The 19,193-nt window shown below is 42.1% G+C and carries 17 protein-coding genes; 15 read left to right on the forward strand and 2 right to left on the reverse strand.

Annotated elements, in window-relative coordinates; all coding sequences use genetic code 11:
• Positions 1-29: 29 nt before the first annotated feature.
• Entirely contained in the window at positions 30-1,517 is a 1,488-nt protein-coding gene (locus tag ACOMA8_RS03725) for an AcpB/EbpR/MafR family transcriptional regulator (protein WP_421368627.1), read from the reverse strand.
• A gap of 1,108 nt (positions 1,518-2,625) precedes the next feature.
• Here ACOMA8_RS03725 and ACOMA8_RS03730 point away from each other — a divergent pair.
• The 6 genes from ACOMA8_RS03730 to ACOMA8_RS03755 all read left to right on the forward strand — a co-directional run bounded on the left by ACOMA8_RS03730 (position 2,626) and on the right by ACOMA8_RS03755 (position 7,158).
• Positions 2,626-3,417, forward strand: coding sequence for an AP2/ERF family transcription factor (locus tag ACOMA8_RS03730; protein ID WP_421368630.1), 792 nt, complete (start codon positions 2,626-2,628; stop codon positions 3,415-3,417).
• A 337-nt stretch (positions 3,418-3,754) separates the two neighbouring features.
• The gene (locus ACOMA8_RS03735) at positions 3,755-3,940 is read left to right on the forward strand and encodes a hypothetical protein (protein ID WP_161899954.1); all 186 of its coding nucleotides are present in this window, start codon (positions 3,755-3,757) and stop codon (positions 3,938-3,940) included.
• A gap of 383 nt (positions 3,941-4,323) precedes the next feature.
• Positions 4,324-5,763, forward strand: a complete 1,440-nt coding sequence (locus ACOMA8_RS03740) for an MFS transporter (RefSeq protein WP_421368633.1) — start codon at positions 4,324-4,326, stop codon at positions 5,761-5,763.
• On the forward strand, positions 5,756-6,256 hold the full coding sequence (locus ACOMA8_RS03745) for a YbaK/EbsC family protein (RefSeq protein ID WP_237580445.1): 501 nt from the start codon (positions 5,756-5,758) through the stop codon (positions 6,254-6,256). The genes ACOMA8_RS03740 and ACOMA8_RS03745 overlap by 8 nt, the downstream gene beginning before the upstream one ends.
• On the forward strand, positions 6,253-6,579 hold the full coding sequence (locus tag ACOMA8_RS03750; RefSeq protein ID WP_421368635.1) for a nucleotide pyrophosphohydrolase: 327 nt from the start codon (positions 6,253-6,255) through the stop codon (positions 6,577-6,579). The genes ACOMA8_RS03745 and ACOMA8_RS03750 overlap by 4 nt, the downstream gene beginning before the upstream one ends.
• Positions 6,580-6,741: 162 nt before the next feature.
• Positions 6,742-7,158, forward strand: a complete 417-nt coding sequence (locus ACOMA8_RS03755) for a DUF1801 domain-containing protein (RefSeq protein WP_161899951.1) — start codon at positions 6,742-6,744, stop codon at positions 7,156-7,158.
• Between the two features lie 146 nt (positions 7,159-7,304).
• On the opposite strand, the gene ACOMA8_RS03760 is transcribed toward ACOMA8_RS03755, so the two are convergent.
• Positions 7,305-8,705 carry a M24 family metallopeptidase gene (locus ACOMA8_RS03760; protein ID WP_421368637.1) on the reverse strand — a complete coding sequence of 467 codons (1,401 nt, stop codon included), beginning with the start codon at positions 8,703-8,705 and terminating at the stop codon, positions 7,305-7,307.
• 291 nt (positions 8,706-8,996) lie between these two features.
• Between ACOMA8_RS03760 and ACOMA8_RS03765 the strand changes: the two genes are divergently transcribed.
• The 9 genes from ACOMA8_RS03765 to ACOMA8_RS03805 all read left to right on the forward strand — a co-directional run bounded on the left by ACOMA8_RS03765 (position 8,997) and on the right by ACOMA8_RS03805 (position 19,080).
• The gene (locus ACOMA8_RS03765) at positions 8,997-9,443 is read left to right on the forward strand and encodes a GNAT family N-acetyltransferase (RefSeq protein WP_421368639.1); all 447 of its coding nucleotides are present in this window, start codon (positions 8,997-8,999) and stop codon (positions 9,441-9,443) included.
• Positions 9,440-10,069, forward strand: a complete 630-nt coding sequence (locus ACOMA8_RS03770; protein ID WP_421368642.1) for a GNAT family N-acetyltransferase — start codon at positions 9,440-9,442, stop codon at positions 10,067-10,069. The genes ACOMA8_RS03765 and ACOMA8_RS03770 overlap by 4 nt, the downstream gene beginning before the upstream one ends.
• Before the next feature lie 440 nt (positions 10,070-10,509).
• Entirely contained in the window at positions 10,510-12,123 is a 1,614-nt protein-coding gene (locus tag ACOMA8_RS03775; protein WP_421368644.1) for a glycoside hydrolase family 43 protein, read from the forward strand.
• A gap of 12 nt (positions 12,124-12,135) precedes the next feature.
• Positions 12,136-14,094 carry an alpha-glucuronidase gene (locus ACOMA8_RS03780; protein ID WP_421368646.1) on the forward strand — a complete coding sequence of 653 codons (1,959 nt, stop codon included), beginning with the start codon at positions 12,136-12,138 and terminating at the stop codon, positions 14,092-14,094.
• Positions 14,087-15,247, forward strand: a complete 1,161-nt coding sequence (locus ACOMA8_RS03785; RefSeq protein ID WP_421368647.1) for a GDSL-type esterase/lipase family protein — start codon at positions 14,087-14,089, stop codon at positions 15,245-15,247. The genes ACOMA8_RS03780 and ACOMA8_RS03785 overlap by 8 nt, the downstream gene beginning before the upstream one ends.
• A 26-nt stretch (positions 15,248-15,273) precedes the next feature.
• Positions 15,274-16,149 (forward strand): carbohydrate ABC transporter permease, encoded by an 876-nt coding sequence (locus ACOMA8_RS03790; RefSeq protein ID WP_421368649.1) that lies wholly within the window; start codon positions 15,274-15,276, stop codon positions 16,147-16,149.
• On the forward strand, positions 16,149-17,033 hold the full coding sequence (locus tag ACOMA8_RS03795; protein ID WP_161900039.1) for a carbohydrate ABC transporter permease: 885 nt from the start codon (positions 16,149-16,151) through the stop codon (positions 17,031-17,033). Before ACOMA8_RS03790 ends, ACOMA8_RS03795 begins: the two co-directional genes overlap by 1 nt.
• A 15-nt stretch (positions 17,034-17,048) precedes the next feature.
• Complete coding sequence (locus ACOMA8_RS03800) at positions 17,049-17,738, forward strand: hypothetical protein (protein ID WP_421368651.1); 690 nt, start codon at positions 17,049-17,051, stop codon at positions 17,736-17,738.
• A 19-nt stretch (positions 17,739-17,757) separates the two neighbouring features.
• Positions 17,758-19,080: an ABC transporter substrate-binding protein gene (locus ACOMA8_RS03805; protein ID WP_421368654.1), complete on the forward strand. Its 1,323-nt coding sequence runs from the start codon at positions 17,758-17,760 to the stop codon at positions 19,078-19,080.
• Positions 19,081-19,193: the final 113 nt, after the last annotated feature.

Below are 19,193 nucleotides of genomic sequence, written 5' to 3' on the forward strand. Positions count from 1 at the left end.
CTATTTTTACTGAGCAGATTTTTAGCGACTTAAGTAAAATTTGTCAACTCCGTCAACAGTCGGTTTAGCGCCGCTAGATCAGTCGTGGTTCTCAACTCATTGGCTAGGTAAAGTCGTTTGTAATCATAGTCAGTGGCAAATAACATACTGTCGGTGATTAGCAAATCATAGAAAGTCTCTCGTTTGGCATTTTCACAAATCAGCTGGAACTTACCGGAAAATACATTACGAATACGCTCTGTCACGATATTTTCTTGAAGGGGATCTACACCATAAACAACACCGATTTTGAGGGTTCTTTCCGAAAATTTTTCCATCTGGTTAATGAAATATAAGTGGTTGCGTACAATAAATAGACGGCTAGCTGGAGGCAATGGTGTTTCCAAAAAAAGTTCTATTTGAGTAGTGATGGCCTCAGCAAGTTCAAGATTGGGGCTGGCGATGGTGTTATTGATAAAATAGCTGAACAGAAATTCTTCTTCAAAGAAGGTCATGATCCCAGAAAAATGGCAGAGACTGCTGTGAATCTGGGTCAAGTAATATTTCCAACTGCGCATGAAGTTTGAATCGATCCCAGCAAGCTCGATGCGGTAGGCTGTCTTCACTTGGTCAACTACTAAATCATTGAGCAGACGTACTTTCGGATCGAAGGTTGGCCAGTAGCTCTCTGGAGAAGCTGGCAAATCACCCGGTGAAAAGACCGACATGGAGGTGAGAAAAAGGTAAAGAAACTGTGTGAGTTTCTGATGGTTGCTAGCGATTAGTGAAGGAAGGCAGTCTTTTGCCGTCTGTCCGACAATATGATAAAGAGGATCAGTTTTGGCAGATTCTTGCCACTGTTCGACAAAAACAGGTCTATCCTCAGCGAATGGTTGACGCTGTTTCAATACTTTAATCCACAAAAAAAGTTTAATCCGATTGCTTTCAGAAAAGCGGTAATCCAGTCGCGTTTCCAACAAGTTAAGAAATGCGTAGCTTTCACGATCTACCAGTTGCAAATCTAATTGTTCAGCTGGGATTCCGCGCCAAAATAGTTGAAAAAAGAAATACACAATTTGTAATGGTTCGCCTGCCAGTTGCCGCTTTTTAATGGTGATATTGAATTCTGCCAGGCTTTGATTCAGGCGACCAATCTTACGATAGACAGCTGCTTCACTGAGAGCAAGGGTATCTGCCAAACCAAGAATTGAAAAGCGAGAGTGTTCGAAAAGATAGACGAGTAGCTGGTAATCCGCCGATCGTTGTAAATAAGCGTAATACAGTGGTCGTAAATCAGCATGATCACTCTTTTCAAAGCGTATGAGGTCTTTTTCAGGCTGTAATTGAATGGATAAAGGAATGTTATGGTTCTGAAGCTGTTCTCTCAGCCCTTCAATATTGTTTTTAAAAACGAAGCGAGAAATGGATAGCGCATCCATTATATCTTGGGAAGCTAGTTCCGGGCCGTTATCTAATAGATATTGCAGGATTGAGATTTGAATGCGATCATTCTTTTCGATTAATTGGATTAGATTCATTGGCATTCCTGCTTTCTGTTTATGGTGGTCATTGTCGGTAACCATACTCTATTTAAAATGTTACCTGTTTCCCAAGCATTTTGCTATTCTTTTAGACAAAGTTTTGAATTCTTGAAATGATCGGATATCTGGCAGCTGGACTTGTTGGCGTTAAAAAATGGAACAGTGAAATCTATTTTGAATTCATTGATTTTGGAAAATATTTGATAAAAAAAGGGGGGGAAAAGAAGCTATTCTAATATCAGATACCCGACCTCAGGGCATTACCTATGAAGCTAGTCCGTTATTTACCTTTCAGTCTCCCATTACTACTGATACCCTAACGGCTAGATGACAAGGCTGTCGGCGATTCCCCAGCTGACAGCTGTTTTTATGTTTAAGTGAGGCCGCCGCCACTGATAGAACGATTATTTTCCATAAAAATGCGTACATAAGTCAACTGAAAGCAAGCCAGGAAAAAAACTGGTGGGCAATGAACTAAGCATTTTAGTGAGAAGGATTTCTAGTGGGATGAGTGCTGTTTGCAAAGTCACCAACCGAGAAGGTATGGATAAAAAGCAAGGAGAATCGGGCAGTTTTGGTTAACTATCAGACTTTAGTTAAGGGGGTACCTGCTTGTGAAAAAAATTGCTGATAGAAAATGGATCGTTTACGAGCTGGCACTGTGGTCTATTTATGGGGGACTGTTGCTGCTGGCGTATGTTTTGATTCAATGAAAGGCAGTTGAGAATGATATCAACTTTTTAAATCAGTAGAAGTGGAGAATAGAGTAAGAAGCCTTACAAATAGCAACCTAGTATCCAGCGTATTCAGCAAATATCTTGAGCTTAAGAATGTCTCTCTCTTTGTGAGGGGCCCCTTGTGAAATCCGCTAATACAAAAGCAAGTCTTCATAATGTAAGCATTAATAACTGTTCTCAATGCTTAAAAATCATAGCTGTCACACTATCTCCTAAGTGACGGCTGATAGAGAAATTTGGAGGAAGCAATAAATGTTCAAAGCAGTCAAACTTCAGTTGAAAAACAGAAAACCAGCAGAGCCGAAACGTCCGGAAATTATCAAAGTATCTGGTGGTGTTGCCCGAAAAGGCACAAGGGGGACAAGCCGGTGACGTTGGCGTTAAGGGAGATTGTCGGTAGCCGTTTTAGCCATTTGACGGTCATATCGGCCTATCGCGATGAGAAGAGCCGAATCAAATGTCTTACACAATGTGATTGCGGAAGACAAAAAGAGTGCTTTTATACTAATTTAAAGGCGGGTCGGACCCGTAGTTGTGGACATTTGGAACGGGAATACCGTGAGAGCTGCATCGAGATGACTGGAGAACAGTTCGGCGAGTTGACGGTCCTTGGAAAAACAATGCACCGCAAAGAAGGCTGCATCGTCTGGCAGTGTCGCTGCAGCTGTGGTGAGGAAATCTATGTTTCTCGGAGACAGTTAATCCGAGGCTATGTTACCGCTTGCCCACACCATAAATTAAAACAGCTAATTGGTCAGCGTTTCAATGAATTGACTGTTTTAAAATTCAGCGAGAATGGCGAAGAAGTATTCTGCAGGTGCAGCTGTGGGAAACAGCTGTGGGTTGGCAAAGGTAATTTGCTACGAGGACATACCAAAAGCTGTGGGCATTTGGCATTGGCCGACAATCTTCCCCGAGTTGATGGTGTAGTTACCTGTGCATTGAGAAGAAAAATGCCCAAAAACAATACTAGCGGTGTCACTGGTATCAGTCAAACTCGCGACGGTAGATGGGCGGCCTATCTCACGTTTAAAGGTACTCGTCACTCATTGGGTCTCTTCGATGACAAAGAGGAAGCCGTGCGTCAACGTAAAAGTGCTGAAAGAAAATACTTTGAACCCTATCTTCAAAAGGAACAATCACAAAAAGATGCCAGTTGAGTTGCTATGGGTTTCTATAGATTCGATGCAATAAATGAGACAGCGTAGTAGCAAAAACACTTGGATTTGACGATAAAATAGTAAGAGTCGCTGACGAAAAGAACAGGCGGAAGGTTCCTGCTGTTCTTTTCATAAAAGTCGTGGTCCTGCATCAGGAGACGAGACGTTGCAAGCAATCTGGCAAAAGAGATATGTGGGCCAAGACGTCTACCGGCTCACTGTTCACAAAAAATCCATCAATCCATCTTCCAAAAATTGGTCGCTGCTGCGCTGCTTTCATTGCCATCACTAGGATTGTCCAGTACACTGATAAAAACGAGTGAAAGGAAGTGTCTTTGTGAAAGGAACGAAATATACTGTTCGCACGGTTATCGCAGGGATTTTATTTTACTTTATTTTGTCTTTGTTATTTCCTAAGATGAATCTGCTGGTGCAAATTTTGTGTGCATTCGCCTTTTTCTTTGCCATCTTGTGGTTTATCCCGGGAGTCCGAAAATTCTTCATAGGACCGCCGGATAAGTGATCGTCAAAGGATGATGAGTTTCGAGATGACCAGTTTTACTAAACACGAAAATAGGTTGTCACAAGAAAAAAACGTTTGATTTAAAATACTTAGTAGCCTCGGCTGACGAAATTAATGGTTGGCACAAAGAAAAAGAATACCCGGAAGAACCCGTCAAAAAGGCGGCGACTTCCGGGTATTCTTTTTTGATGGTCAAATCTTAGCATTCATTTTCATTAATGCTAAGAGAAAACATATGAAATTTTCTTGGAAATAAACTATACTATAACCTGCTCATGATACATAGTCTCACGAGTATGACGTGGAGCGGGGGTAGTTTGCAGGGCTGTGGCCATAAGCTATACTGTTCTTAGCTACACGGTCAATAGAAAGGAAGTCCTGTTATGCATAGTTATCAAGAAGATACGAAAGTTCAAAAAAATCGCTGGTGGATTTTGATTGCCGTATCTATGTTTACCTTCATGTCCACGCTGGACGGCAGCATTGTCAACATTGCACTGCCTACCATCTCAAATGACATGGGCGTGCCAATGAATCAAGCGGAATGGGTGGTATCCGTCTACCTGATGATCGTCTGTTCTTGTTTGCTGCTGTTTGGTAAAATTGGCGATAGCCGTGGGAAAATCAAAGTATTTCGGATCGGTACGCTGATCTTTGTCTTGGGCTCGCTGTTGTGTGGGTTCAATCATTCGCTGGGGTTTTTATTGTTCGCCCGGGTGGTGCAGGCCATCGGTGCCAGCATGACCATGGCTACAAATACCGGAATTATCACAGAAGTCTTCCCCATACATGAACGTGGCCGGGCATTGGGTGCCATCGGTGCGTTTGTTTCATTAGGCTCGATTGCCGGACCAGGTCTTGGCGGTGTGATTTTGTCCCAATTTTCTTGGGCGTACATTTTTTGGATCAATGTACCAGTGGGAATCATAACGATGTTGATTGCTGAAAAATTCTTACCAAAAGATATCACCATGAGCGGCCACGCAATCGACAGAGGGGGCTTTGCTGCCATTGCGGCTACGATTATCAGCTTTTTCGGAGCAATTTTTTTGGGGCAAGAAAGTGGCTTTTTCCATCCAGTCCCCCTTGTACTGTTCGCAATTTCAGTGATTGCCTTTGTCAGCTTTTTAAAAGTTGAAAAAAAAGCAGCCTTTCCATTGGTTTCTTTCGGTATTTTTAAGAACAAAATTTTTACCATGAGCTTGATTACAGCCTTGTTGATTTTTTCTTCCAACTTCTTCGTCAATGTAGTGATTCCGTTTTATCTGCAAAATGCCCGCGGGTTGAGTCCTAGCTATGCCGGACTGTTGATGATGGTCTTTCCTTTGATGATGGTCGTCGGGGCGCCTTTAAGCGGCTACCTGACCGATCGGGTTGGCCCGGAGATTTTGGTATTAGTAGGCTTGGGCTTATTGTCAGTGACCCAGGTTATGTATATGTTTTTGTCTGTGGACTCTCCTTTGTGGCTGTACATTGTCGCTACTGCTATCATGGGTGCCGGCAATGCCTTGTTCCAGTCCCCCAATAATACGATGGTTATGAGCTCGGTCACTATCGAAAATTTGGGACTGGCAGGCTCCATGAATTCCTTTGCCCGAAATTTGGGGATGGTTATCGGGATTTCGCTTTCTACGACGGTCTTATATCAAGCGATGTCTGCTAAGATGGGCCAACGAGTAACTAACTATATCGCAGATCGGCCGGATGTCTTTTTATATGGAATGAAGATTACCTTTTTAGGCAGCTTTGTTTTGTGTTTTGTTGCCTTTTTCCTGACTATCTGGCGTATCAAAAAACAAGGAGGTATTCAGAAAAATGTCTGAAAAAACTGCTGTTGAAGAATTTTTGGAAGCCAATGGAGCTGCGTATGAACGCGTGGAATTTCCCTGGACGATGGAAGACGAAGTGGCGCGTCTGAAAGCCGAGGAACTAGCTATCGACACGAGCACTATCTTTAAGACACTAGTGCTCAAAGGCAATAAGACAGGCCCTGTGATTGCTTTGGTACCATTAGATGCACGACTTGACTACAAAAAGACTGCGAAAGCCACTGGGAATCGCAAACTTGGCTTTCCACCGATGGACTACGTTTTAGAGGCTACCGGCTATGAACATGGCGCCAACACTCCCATCGGTATAAGAATGCAACATCCAGATTATGTCCAGATTTTCGATACTTCTGTCAAAAACCATCAAGAAATCTTAGTATCAGCCGGCGAAATCGGCGTCAGTGTCAGAGTCGCCGTGGATGAACTAATCGTTCTGGTAAAACCACTGGTGGCAGATATTTTGACTCAGGAGGAGGCAAAAGCATGACAGAAGATACTGCTACCAGCATGGCCAAGATTAATGCCTTTCGAGATGAACGCAACTGGCGTCCTTTCCACAATGAAAAAGACTTGGCGCTATCTATTTCGCTGGAAGCTGCTGAGCTCTTGGAGTTGTTCCAATGGAAGACTGCAAAAGAAGGAGTCGCTGATCTGGAGCGCGTCAAAGAAGAATTGGCGGACGTTCTGATCTATTCCTACATGATGGCTGATAATCTAGCCCTCGATATCGATGCCATCATCGCTGAAAAACTGGTAAAAAATGCCGTGAAATATCCGGCACCTGCAAACAAAAAAGTCGTAGAGCGTTGAACAAGCTCCTTGCTGCTAGTAGTTTCTTCACTAACTTGACAGCAAGGCGCTTTTTTGTAGCCTGCCGTAAATACTGGCTTAAAAAACTTGTGACGAGTAAGCTAATAATTACCGCAGCTCTATAAAGACCCGGTATACTGGTTATAAAAGGGGGAGAGGCAAATGACAGAACCGGTATTGCGTCCGTTGCAAGCAGACCCGGCAACTTTCATCGAAGAAATTGCACATGCCCGCAAGCAGGAGGAAGCTTGGCAGTTGACTGCGCTGTTTACTGAAGTTACCGGATTTGAACCGATTCTTTGGGGCGGTGGGATTATTGGTTTTGGAACGTATCATTACCGCTATGATTCCGGGCGCGAAGGGGATGCTCCCCTGGCAGCTTTTGCTCCCCGCAAAGTGCGGCACAGTATTTACGTAGAACCAAAATTTCCGGAAAAAGAGGAACTTCTCACACGTTTGGGGAAATATAAAGCCTCTCTGGGTTGCATCTATGTTAATAAATTAGCAGACATTGATTTAGCTGTTTTGCGGGAATTGTTGGTTGCTTCCACTGCTGAAACATTGCGAAGGTATGGCTGACAGCTAAGACACTTTTTTATTGAGCCAGCTGAAACTGGATTTATGCAGGCTTTGCTGGTCAAAGCATATCCTTTATAAAAAATAAGAAAGGTTAGTCTCCTTGGTACGTAACTGGTACAAACCAAAGAGACTAACCTTTTTAGTTACTACTGTGCTTGCCAAACCACCACTTGATCATGGGCCAAAAGAAATGGCGGCAGATAAGCTACCAGATCCGATAAAGGCAATAAATCTACGTGAATGGCAATGCCTAGTTCATTGATCAGATAGTTACGACGTTGCTGGATACGCTGCCAGAGGTGTGGGTACTCCTTTTGTAATTGGCTTTGCAGCTGTTCATCGGCCAATAAGAGACATTCTTCCGTACTTGTTCCCTGGTAACCCGCCACTGACGGAATGAGGTCTAGCTGCATCAGCATGCCACTTTGCAGCTTCTCAGTCGATTCTTCATACACTGGGGAAGCCAACCATTCTTCATCGGCTGTCAAATGGCCAGGATTTAAATGCCAGCCATAGACGGCTTTCGGATAAACAGTCTCTACTTGTTGATACAGCTGCCCGCCGGTGATACCGATTTTAGCAGACTCTAGCCAAGCACTTACAGCTGTGAAGTATGGATAAACCATTTTTTCCAAGTAATCTACCTGTGCTTTTGGCAATTGTGTAACATTTTCTACCGCAAATCCGGTTCGACTGGATAAGCCCCCTTTGTAGCTGACTGTCAAAGAGACGGGATCACCGATACGTACTTGCTTATCAGTGGGGTAAAAATTCGCATTTTCAAAACGTTGACCAGTAGCAGCAATCGTTACAACGTTGTTCAACTGCCCTTCTTGATTTAAAAGAGCCCCTAACTGTCTCTCTGATACGCCAACTTCCAATCGAGATAAAGCCGCATACATCCCTTTGGAAGCCAGTTGGGCGCCGTACTCGTAATGGGCGATTTCATTTGGGGTATTGCAGCGGCGAGCACCACCATCACCAATCAATAAGTGTATTCCATTGCTAAGTCCAGCTGTAGCAGCAGCTTGTTGCACTGCTGCTACGATGAAATAGGGCAAATCCAACATTGGTAGAGCAGATTCGTTTTTGGTCTGTTGTGGTGCTGTAAACATTTTCCAACCCACTAAGCCTAGTTTTTTCAACTGTGAGGTAATCCCACAAGCTTGTAAGATTTTTGTTAAATCCACTGGGCCATCCATTGGTTGGTTAGGCAATGAAAATAGCGGATAGTGGTGAAGCTCTCCTTTTAGACGAGCGTGCTTTACCATTTTGAGATTCTCGTTGCCCATAATATAATGGGCCGTTCCATCTGCGTGTAAGACCAGCAAAGCCTCTTCAAACCGAGGGAAAAAGCCAGTCAGATACTCAAAATTACTTCCATGTTCCTTATCCGCATAAAAGATCAATGCTTCAAATTCTGTTTGGCGCATCTGCCGCAAAACTTTTTCCAGCCGTTGCTTCATGGTCGCCTCAGTCAAGGGTACCGGCGCAATCTCGGAGAAAGCCGGTGGTGGGGCAACTTGTTTCAATTTTGGGGTCCTCATAGAAAGCCTCCTCATTTTTTTCTTATCTTAAAGATACCATGCTGTGAAAAACTTGGCGATGGTTTTTGGAGCCTGGAGGAAGAGTCCAAAGCTAAATTTTGCTCTTTTTGGTTTCTATGCAGCCGCCTATTACACCTCAGCACAACATTTTCTATATTTTGCTCTACTAGCGTATAATCAAGGGGAGGAATCGGACAAGTTTTTTAACAATGACAGTCGAGTGAAACTGCAGTAAATTTGCTCCTTTTGTCGATATGTAACTAACCCTGCCGCAAAATAGGAGGTATATAAATGCTAATCAAAAAAGACGCGCTGCAAGAGGACTATCCGGTACTGATAGAATTGTGGCAACGGTCGGTAGCCGCGACTCACGACTTTATTTCGAGAGAAGTATTGGCAGAAATCCGTCTAGAACTGCCACGCTATTTTTTGCAAGTAGATTTGCAGATGTGGTATGACAGAGAAGAACTGATCGGCTTTTCCGGAACCCTTGATGACCGTTTGGAAATGCTGTTTTTGGATCCGACAGTCCGCAATCGAGGGCTGGGCAGCCAGATTATCAGTCGATTGAAAGATGAAGCCGGTATTCAACAAGTTTCTGTCAATGAAGCGAACCGCGGGGCTCTTTATTTTTATGAAAAAAATGGTTTTATCGTAACTGGCCGCTCTGAAGAAGACGAACAGGGCCGTCCTTATCCAGTGTTGCATCTGTCACTAAAAATGGGAGATGAAAAATGACAAGTACAGAGATAGAAGAACGACCCGCTCCTTTGCCAGACAAGGTGGTTACTAAACGACTGCACTTGCGTCATTTTCAACAAACTGAAGGGGACATAAAAGCAATTCAGAAAATCTTCGGAAACAAGGAAATCAACACTTTCTTACCTTGGTTTCCTGTGAAAAACTTCGCAGCCGCACAGCAATTTTTTGAGGAGCGAATGGTGCCGGTTTATGATGAGAAGATAGGCGCATATTACGCAGTGTGTTTAAAGGAAGATCCCTCCGGCAGGCCCATCGGTTATGTGACTGTGTCAGGCATTGGTGACAGCCATGATTTGGGTTACGGTTTACTACCTCCTTGGCAAAATCAAGGAGTGATAACCGAAGCCGCAGCGGCAGTTATCAAAGAAATGACGAGTCATCACTGGCAATATGTTACGGCTACCCACGACATTAAAAATCCGGCCAGTGGACGTGTGATGGAAAAACTAGGACTGAGTTATCGTTATTCGTACAATGAACAATGGCAGCCTAAAAATAAGCGGGTGACCTTCCGTTTGTATCAAAAAAACTTTCATCAACAAGATTGGACCTACCAAGGCTATTGGAATCGTTACCCGGAACATTTTATTGAAGGGGTATAACATTAGAGAAAAGCTAGCTTTTAATTACCTAGTATTTTTTGGGGAATTATAATTTAAAGAATATAAAAATAGGAATAATGAGTGTATTGCTTGGAAGAGCGGAGAAATAATCTCTGCTCTTTTTTTTCGTAATCATAGTCTTCAGTCGATATCTGAAAATGAAAAAATCATCGAAACGGATACAAGTAAATAAGAGGTCAAAGTAAAAAACAATTGAAATAATCTATTAGGAACAAGATTAAAAATAGCTGAAAGCGCTTGACATTCTACCGGCAAACTTATATATTAGGATGTAAGTTAGTTTGGTGTACGAATTAACCTATTTGTGACTTTCTTATATCTTCGGCTATGAAGCAAAGGACGTTTTTGATGAAAGACGAATAACAGGTTTACCTATTTTTAATGAGATAAAGTAATCCAACACTTGGGAGAGATGTGAAATGAAAATTATCAACCCTGTATTGAAAGGCTTCAATGCTGATCCTTCGATTATCCGCGTCAAAGATACCTATTATATTGCAAACTCAACGTTTGAATGGTTCCCAGGAGTACAAATTCATGAATCTAAAGATTTAGTTCACTGGCAATTAATCACTCATCCTCTTGATCGGACTAGTCTTCTTGATATGAAAGGCAATGTAGATTCAGGTGGAATTTGGGCACCAGATCTTTCTTATGCGGATGGTCTTTTCTGGTTAATCTACACTGATGTAAAAGTAACAGAGGGGGCATTCAAAGATTGCATCAACTATTTGACCACGGCAAAAGATATTCGCGGACCATGGTCTGAACCAATTAGGTTAAACGGAGTCGGATTTGATGCTTCATTATTTCACGATGATGACGGCAAAAAGTATTTGTTGCAAATGGAGTGGGATCACAGAGAATACCATCACCCTTTCAATGGCATAAAACTAACGGAGTATTCAGTTGCTGAACAACGGTTACTTCCGGAAACAGCAAAAATCATTTATACCGGGACAGCTGTCAAGCTAACAGAGGGTCCGCATCTCTACAAAATACGCGGACAATATTATCTTTTTGCGGCTGAGGGTGGCACAGTTTACAGTCATCAAGAGATAGTTGCTCGCTCAAATCATCTGTATGGACCGTATGAAACGCAGCCTGAGACCTTTCTAACTGCTTTTTTCGATGGGGATAACCCGTTACAAAAATGTGGTCATGGCTCACTGATAGAAACACCTGAAGGAGAATGGTATTTCGCACATCTGACTGGGCGACCTTGGCATCATGCGACTGAATCACATCATGATCCGAGAGGTTGGTGCACGCTAGGACGTGAAACTGCTATTCAAAAAGTAATTTGGAACGAAGCTGGGTGGCCGATGATTGTAGGTGGTAAACAAGGCTCAGTGGAAGTTGATGCACCGAAGGGAGTTGTTTTCCAACCTTATCCAGAGGTTCAACCAATTCAAGACCATTTTGACGAGTGTACACTAAATATCAACTTTAATACTTTAAGGATTCCTTTTTCTGAAAGGATGGGATCTTTGGATGTAAACCCCGGCCACTTGAGATTAATTGGTCGTGATTCATTGAGTAGTTGTCATGAAGTCAGCTTTGTGGCGCGTAGATGGCAGGCATTTGAGTTTGAAGCTGAAACGAAGGTAGACTACCAACCATTTACTTACCAACAAATGGCAGGATTGGCTAACTACTATAACTCTAAACATTGGTCCATGATTCAAGTTACTTGGCACGAGACCCTTGGGAGGGTTATCGAGGTAACGGAGAATAACCGGGGCGTATTTACCAGCTATTTAAAAAATGACGCAATTCAAGTTCCTGAAGGAGCAAGTGTATGGTTTAAGGCAATCATCAAGCAGGACCATTATAACTATGCCTATTCATTTGATGGAATTACTTGGCAAAAATTACCAATTGATTTGGATGCAGCTGTGCTCTCGGATGATTATGTGCTGCAGACTTATGGAGGGTTCTTTACCGGTGCGTTTGTAGGTATGGTCAACATTGACTATTCAGGTTACGAATTACCGGCTGATTTTGATTATTTCAAATATGAAGAAAAGTAACAGGAGGAAGTCATGAAGCTGAATCGTGATGCATGTTGGCTAGAGACACAGGTAGCGTTGCCTGGTTTTGACAGCTTTTCAATCAACGGAAAAACTCCGGTAACGGCAGTAATCAGAGAAGAGATGCAACATTTGTTCCAAGGTATAAACGAAACGGATAAGGGAAAGCTCTCATTTGAACTCATTGAAGCACAGCAGTTGGGCAAGGAAGGCTTTCAAGTTGCTGTTTCCGATGAAGGAAAATTGAACATCCAAGCTCAAACTGAAATAGGTTTGCTTTACGGGATGTTTCAAGTTTACGAGAAATTGCGGTGTGAGGGGGGAATTTACCAAGATTTTCACAGCGTACCAGACCAAGCCCTTCGAATGATCAATCACTGGGACAATATGGATGGATCGATTGAACGAGGATATGCTGGTGACTCGATCTTTTTCAAAGATGGAAGCTTCCGTAGAGATTTCAATTTGGTCAGACAGTATGCACGGCTCTTGGCCTCTGTAGGAATCAATGGTGTAAGTATTAACAATGTAAATGTTCATCGACTAGAAACCCGCTTAATTACCGAAGAACATCTTCCAGAAGTAAAAATGATTAATGATATTTTTGCTTCATACGGAATAAAGACATTTCTGTCCATCAATTTTGCCGCTCCGAAAAAGATTGGTGGCTTGGATACAGCCGATCCGCTGGACAGTGGTGTAGTCGCATTTTGGAAAGAAACAGTGGCAAACATCTATCGTGTGATACCAGACTTTGGTGGTTTTGTTGTGAAAGCTGATTCTGAAGGAGAGCCTGGCCCCTTTGCCTATGGACGAGGACATGACGATGGCGCCAATCTTTTCGGCAGCATACTGAAAGAATATGGGGGATTGTGCATTTGGCGCTGCTTTGTTTATAACTGTGCTCAAGACTGGCGAGACCGCAGCATCGACCGCGCTCGTGCGGCATACGACCACTTCTTGCCGTTAGACGGTAAATTTGAAGATAATGTGGTTCTTCAGATTAAACTAGGACCGCTAGATTTTCAAGTAAGAGAGCCAATCTCACCACTGTTCGGTGCTTTACGAAATACGAATCAGATTATTGAGTTTCAGCTGACGCAGGAGTATACCGGTCAGCAAAAAGCTATTTATTACCAAGTGCCTGTCTGGAAAGAAGCGCTTGACTTTGATACTCACCATGACTACGAGCCTAGTGTAGTGAAACAATTGATAAAGGCTAACTCACCAGTGCCAGAACATTCCGGGATCTGTGCTGTTGGTGTCGTAGGGATGGATCGTAACTGGACGCATCACAAACTAATGCAGAGTAATCTTTACTCTTATGGACGGTTAGCTTGGAATAATCAGCTGACTAGTGAGTTGTTAGCCAAGCGATGGACCCAGTTGACATTTACTTCCAGCAGTCAAAAAGCACAAGAGAAGATTAGTGAACTCTTAGGGACTTCTCGCGAAACCTATGCACTGTATAACGCACCCAATGGCGTAGGTTTCATGTGCCGTCCGAATCACCATTATGGACCGGATATCGATGGTTACGAATACGACCGCTGGGGAACATATCATTTTGCAGACCGAAATGGGATTGGAAATGATCGTACTACTCAGGGAACCGGTTTTGTTGAACAATATGCACCTGCTCGTTGCCACGAGTTTAACGAGCTGACGACTTGCCCGGATGAATTGCTACTGTGGTTCCATCATGTAGGGTACGAACACCGACTAAAAAATGGTAAAACGCTGATTCAGGATATTTATGACAATCATTTTGAAGGAGTCGAACGAGTTGAAGCCTATCAAAAGACTTGGTCGGAACTGAAAAATGAAATTGCACCGGCAGATTTTAAAAATGTAGAAGAACTTTTGAAGGAACAACACCGCATGGCTATTGAGTGGCGAGATCAGATCAATACTTACTTCTACCGAAAATCCGGGATTGCCGACAATCAGGGACGTAAGATTTATGCATAAGCCAGTGCAAGAGGAATGGACGGATTTTTGGAGCGGCTGCCAGCAGGATTATCGCTCGTGGCCTTCGAAAATTTGGCAAGATCAACAACTGATTACATTGAAATTGTCAGTAGATACCGAACAGATCAGGATTCGTTTTTCAAATCGTTTCGGTGTAGAGCCAATTCACTTTCAATCTGTGCTGCTCTCTGTGCTTCTACCGAGTACAGGTGAAGTAGCGAAAGTGCCGGTTCTGATTGATGGAAAAGTAGAGATTAAAATTTGTCCCGGTTATCAACTTATCAGCGATCCTGTTGAAATAAAGATAGCAGCAGATACTGTCATAAGAATTGAGACAAAACTTGCTGAACCGGTGGCCCTTACCAGTGGACTAGTTATGTATTCTCGTCAAATCGCGAAGGTTTCAAACATTAGTAAGGAAAAAGAAGTTTCGCAAAAACACTTGTTTCGCATGGTAGCAGAAAATCCCAAAATGCAATTCATTTATGGGGTTGCAGGCATTGATTTGCCGCAAAAGATTGTGAAAAAGAAAGTCGTTTTCTTTGGAGATTCTCTAGTTCAGCAAGGGTTTATTACAGATGGCCTACAACTACGTATACCAAAAGATGACTATCTAAACATAGCTTTAGTAAATCGTGGGATCGGGGGTAGTCGGATTTTAACAGCATCCGATCCAAATATAGATCCATATGAGCGGCATGGTCGTTCTGGGTTGGAACGCTTCGAGACCGATACTTTCTCCACCGGCGCAGTGGACAGTGTGATCGTGTTGCATGGAATCAACGATATTCTCACGGCATATAATGATTCTGGAAAAGAACATTTTTCATTGGAAAATGTAATCTTTGGATTGAAACAATATGTAAAACTTGCTCATAGCCATGGAGCAGCTTGTCAGCTATGTACGTTAATGCCCTTTGGACGATCAATTTTTTACTCTGACAAATTGGAGACCTTGCGACAGTCTGTCAACGAGTGGATTCGAACAGCAAAATTTGCAGATGGATATTTTGATTTAGACCTGGCAGTGGCACAAGCGGGTAACCCGCAAAATTTGGATTTACGTTTTGACTCTGGAGATGGTATTCATTTGAACATGTCCGGTGGCCAAAAAGTAGCCGCCGCAATAGATATAGATAAACTACAGCAGTAGGGTGGATCAGAAGGGAGCAGATAAGAATGAAAAATGAAAAAATGGGGTATGTTTACATATTGCCCTGGATTATTGGTTTTTTTCTATTAACGATTTGGCCGTTTGTCAGTTCTTTGTACTATAGCTTTACCGATTACAACATGATTGCTGAACCAAGTATTGTAGGAATACAAAATTACTTGAAACTATTTAGTGATCAGGAATTTGTGAATTCGCTGATTGCAACATTGAAGTATACAGCAATCACGGTGCCGGTTCAGCTTGCGTTTGCATTGTTCATCGCCTTCATTTTGAACTTTAAGTTGAAAGCGATTAACTTGTATCGGACAGCGTATTATATTCCCTCACTTTTAGGGGGGAACGTGGCGATTGCGATCCTTTGGCGATTCATGTTTCAACCAGACGGCTTTATCAATACATTTTTGGAAACATTCGGGATTTCACCAGTTTCTTGGTTATCTACCCCAGGAGGTGCGATGGCAGTTATCGTCTTGCTGAAAGTTTGGCAGTTCGGTTCCTCAATGTTGCTGTTTTTGGCAGCACTTAAAGAAATTCCGCAAGACTATTACGAAGCAGCATCGATTGATGGAGCAAGTAAATTTAGAACCTTCTTCAGTATTACTGTTCCGTTGATTACACCGACGATTTTCTTCAATTTAATAATGCAGTTGAACAATGCATTACAAGAATTCAACGGTCCTTATCTGGTTACAGGGAAAGGCCCACTAAACTCGACTTACCTGACATCGATGTTCATTTACGATAAAGCTTTTAAATCCTTCGAAATGGGCTATGCCAGTGCAGCGTCATGGGTGCTCTTCTTGCTTATTGTAATTGTTACGCTAGTGGTATTTGGTTCTCAAAAACGTTGGGTATATTACTCTGACGGAGGTGGTAAATGATGGAAAGTAAGATTCAATATAGCCCTCGACAAAAAGCTGAGCGGCGTAAACGACGGTTGTCCTCCGCAGTTCGCTATCTGGTTTTGACAATCGTCGCAGTGGTTATGATTTATCCAATTCTATGGCTAGTGGGTGCATCATTCAAAACCAATACGGAGATTTTCACAGAAATTGGTTTTATTCCAAAACGAATTGATTTCACTCCGTATATTGAAGGCTGGCGAACGAGAACTGAGTACACGTTTACAACCTATTTTGCCAATACCTTCAAAATCGTTATTCCAAAGATTATTTTCTGTCTGATTTCTTCAACCTTGACTGCATATGGGTTTGCACGATTCAATTTTAAGTTTAAAAATGTCCTTTTCGCACTGTTGATGGCAACCATGTTTTTACCAGCGGTGGTTACCCGGATTCCCCTGTATATCTTTTGGAAACAATTTAACATGCTGGATACCTACATTCCGTTGATTGCCCCGACAGTCTTTGCTCAAGAACCATTCTTTGTTTTTATGCTGATTCAATTTTTACGATCAATTCCGAAAGATTTAGACGAGGCAGCAACTATCGATGGTTGTAACTCATTCCAAATTCTCTGGAGAATCTTGTTGCCACAATTGAAGCCGGCATTAATTTCATGTATCATTTTCCAATTTGTATGGAGTTTCAATGACTTCTTAGGTCCGTTGATCTATATTTCATCTGTTGACAAATACCCAGTAGCTTTGGCATTGAAGATGAGTATTGATACTTCCTCTGGTGTAGTGGAGTGGAATCAGATTTTGGCCATGTCTTTAATTTCATTGCTACCAGCGTTGATCTTGTTTTTCAGTGCTCAAAAATATTTTGTTGAAGGTGTCACTTCTTCCGGTATCAAAGGATAAAGAAAAGGTGAGTTTATGAAATCAGTTATGGATAACATCACAAAATGGACAGTGAATGGGGTAACAGGGTTCTATCATATTTTGATTGCGAACACTTACTTTATCTTGTCAAATCTGTTAGGTCTGTTGACACTGCTTTTGTTTCAGATGACAATCAATAATTTGGTGTTATTTGTTCTTCCACTTTTTCTGCTGCTGCAAAGTATTCTGATGCAGTTTCAGATTATGCCCGAATTAGAGAGCTATTCACTTAAGCGATATATGAAAATGTACCCACGAGTTTTGGGGAAAAATTGGCAAGTACTGGCGATAGCTACTGCGGCGATCTTATTAATCATAGCGGATATTCATATCCTGACTACGTTTCAAGATACCCAATTTTTAATTGCCGGTTTGTTGATTACGTCTTTCTTCTTAATTAACTGTATTTTGTTTGTACTTTTGATTCAAACGAGGAAAGAAGCTGAGGAGTTATCGCTAGCCAAAAAGATTCAATCTGGACTATTGCTGAGTTACCGTTTGCCATTAGTTACTCTTTTGAATATGTTTTATATCGGAATTGCATGTTTATCGATCCAATTTGTTGCTGTTTATTATGTTGTGTTTATAGGCGGATTTTTGAACCTGCTTATATGGAAAAATCTTCAAAGAAGATTTTCCTTAGCATTATATTTTGAACAGATTACTGTTCAAAATAAAAAATGAAAGAAAAGAGGAAGAGAACATGAAAAAATGGAAAAAGATTGGGATTACTTTGTTGACAGCTTTGACGATGACTGGTGCATTGACTGCTTGTGGATCCGCTAAAAAAGACAGTGCATCCTCCGATGGTGACGTTACTTTACGCTTTTGGTGGTGGGGAAATGATGATCGCCACCAAGCAACTTTGAATATGATTAAAAACTTCGAAAAAGAAAACCCAGATACAAAGATCAAAGCAGAGTATGTGGGATTCGGATCTTTGGAAGAAAAAGTAACAACGATGCTTACTGGCGGAGAAGCGACCACTCCGGATATCATCCAATTGGATCGTGCGCAAGTGGCTCGCTTCTCTCCGGATGGGGATGGTTTTTATGATTTAAGCAAGATTAAGGAAATCGATCTGTCTACTTATGACGAAGAATTTTTGAAAACTGGTCAATTTAACGGTGTTCAAAACGGGATTCCTCTGGGGAAAAATGTAGTTTCTGTCTTGTTTAATAAAACTGCTTTTGACAAATTGGGGGTAGAAATTCCTAAGACTTGGGATGAATTAAAAGAAGCCGCTGCGAAGTTCCCTGACGGATCATATCCGCTAGTGTTACCAACACCACGCTTTGGAACCGGTATTTATTTGCAACAGATGACTGGTGAAACCGAGTTCGACGAAAAAGGAAATATGAATTACAACAAAGAAGACTATAAAGCCGCTTTGAAATGGTACATGGAAATGGTGGATGCCGGTGCCTTTAATTCACGAAAAGATTACCTGGAAAATGTCGGAACTGAACCTGTTTCATTGGCACAAAATGCCAAGTTTATCAAGGGCGAATACGCTGGTGTGCTGGAGTGGACTGGTGGAATTGCTGGGAACGAGCAAGCATTAAAAGATGCAGATCAGGAATTAATCGTGGCAGATATGTTGAAAAATGACGATGCCAAAGGTGCCTTTTCAATTGCAAAACCAACATTTTTGTTAGCAATAAGCAAATTTGAAAAAAATCCAGAACAGGCTGGAAAATTCGTCAATGATTTTATCAATGGTAAAGAAGCCAATGAGATTCTTGGTGTTACACGCGGGGTACCAGCTTCTAAAGATGCGGCACAGACTTTGATTGATGCAGATATGATCCAAGGGGCTGTCAAACAAGGCTATGAATACTCTCAAAACGTTGAATCATTGAATGAAACTGTCTTTTATGAAGATGCAACATTGCAAACGATTTTATCAGATGCTTTGGAAAATATGGAGCTGAATGGTTTGTCTTTAGACGATGCAACTGATTATGTTTACACCAAGACACAAGAACAAGCTGAAAAACTTAAATCCACTTATAAGCTGAACTGATTTTGCAAGTCTTCTGAGGCTAGACTTAATAAGGGGAGCAGTGACTAAGAAAATCCCCCGGCAATTGTAGTTTGCCGGGGGATTTTACAAATTAGGGTTGCTTACTTCTACTG

Source organism: Enterococcus infantis (assembly GCF_049166715.1).
Classification (GTDB): domain Bacteria; phylum Bacillota; class Bacilli; order Lactobacillales; family Enterococcaceae; genus Enterococcus_C; species Enterococcus_C leclercqii.

Coding starts and splice junctions, on each gene's coding strand:
- ACOMA8_RS03725 (WP_421368627.1), bottom strand. CDS start 1,517: ATGAATCTAATCCAATTAATCGAAAAGAATGATCGCATTCAAATCTCA.
- ACOMA8_RS03740 (WP_421368633.1), top strand. CDS start 4,324: ATGCATAGTTATCAAGAAGATACGAAAGTTCAAAAAAATCGCTGGTGG.
- ACOMA8_RS03745 (WP_237580445.1), top strand. CDS start 5,756: ATGTCTGAAAAAACTGCTGTTGAAGAATTTTTGGAAGCCAATGGAGCT.
- ACOMA8_RS03750 (WP_421368635.1), top strand. CDS start 6,253: ATGACAGAAGATACTGCTACCAGCATGGCCAAGATTAATGCCTTTCGA.
- ACOMA8_RS03755 (WP_161899951.1), top strand. CDS start 6,742: ATGACAGAACCGGTATTGCGTCCGTTGCAAGCAGACCCGGCAACTTTC.
- ACOMA8_RS03760 (WP_421368637.1), bottom strand. CDS start 8,705: ATGAGGACCCCAAAATTGAAACAAGTTGCCCCACCACCGGCTTTCTCC.
- ACOMA8_RS03765 (WP_421368639.1), top strand. CDS start 8,997: ATGCTAATCAAAAAAGACGCGCTGCAAGAGGACTATCCGGTACTGATA.
- ACOMA8_RS03770 (WP_421368642.1), top strand. CDS start 9,440: ATGACAAGTACAGAGATAGAAGAACGACCCGCTCCTTTGCCAGACAAG.
- ACOMA8_RS03775 (WP_421368644.1), top strand. CDS start 10,510: ATGAAAATTATCAACCCTGTATTGAAAGGCTTCAATGCTGATCCTTCG.
- ACOMA8_RS03780 (WP_421368646.1), top strand. CDS start 12,136: ATGAAGCTGAATCGTGATGCATGTTGGCTAGAGACACAGGTAGCGTTG.
- ACOMA8_RS03785 (WP_421368647.1), top strand. CDS start 14,087: ATGCATAAGCCAGTGCAAGAGGAATGGACGGATTTTTGGAGCGGCTGC.
- ACOMA8_RS03790 (WP_421368649.1), top strand. CDS start 15,274: ATGAAAAATGAAAAAATGGGGTATGTTTACATATTGCCCTGGATTATT.
- ACOMA8_RS03795 (WP_161900039.1), top strand. CDS start 16,149: ATGGAAAGTAAGATTCAATATAGCCCTCGACAAAAAGCTGAGCGGCGT.
- ACOMA8_RS03800 (WP_421368651.1), top strand. CDS start 17,049: ATGAAATCAGTTATGGATAACATCACAAAATGGACAGTGAATGGGGTA.
- ACOMA8_RS03805 (WP_421368654.1), top strand. CDS start 17,758: ATGAAAAAATGGAAAAAGATTGGGATTACTTTGTTGACAGCTTTGACG.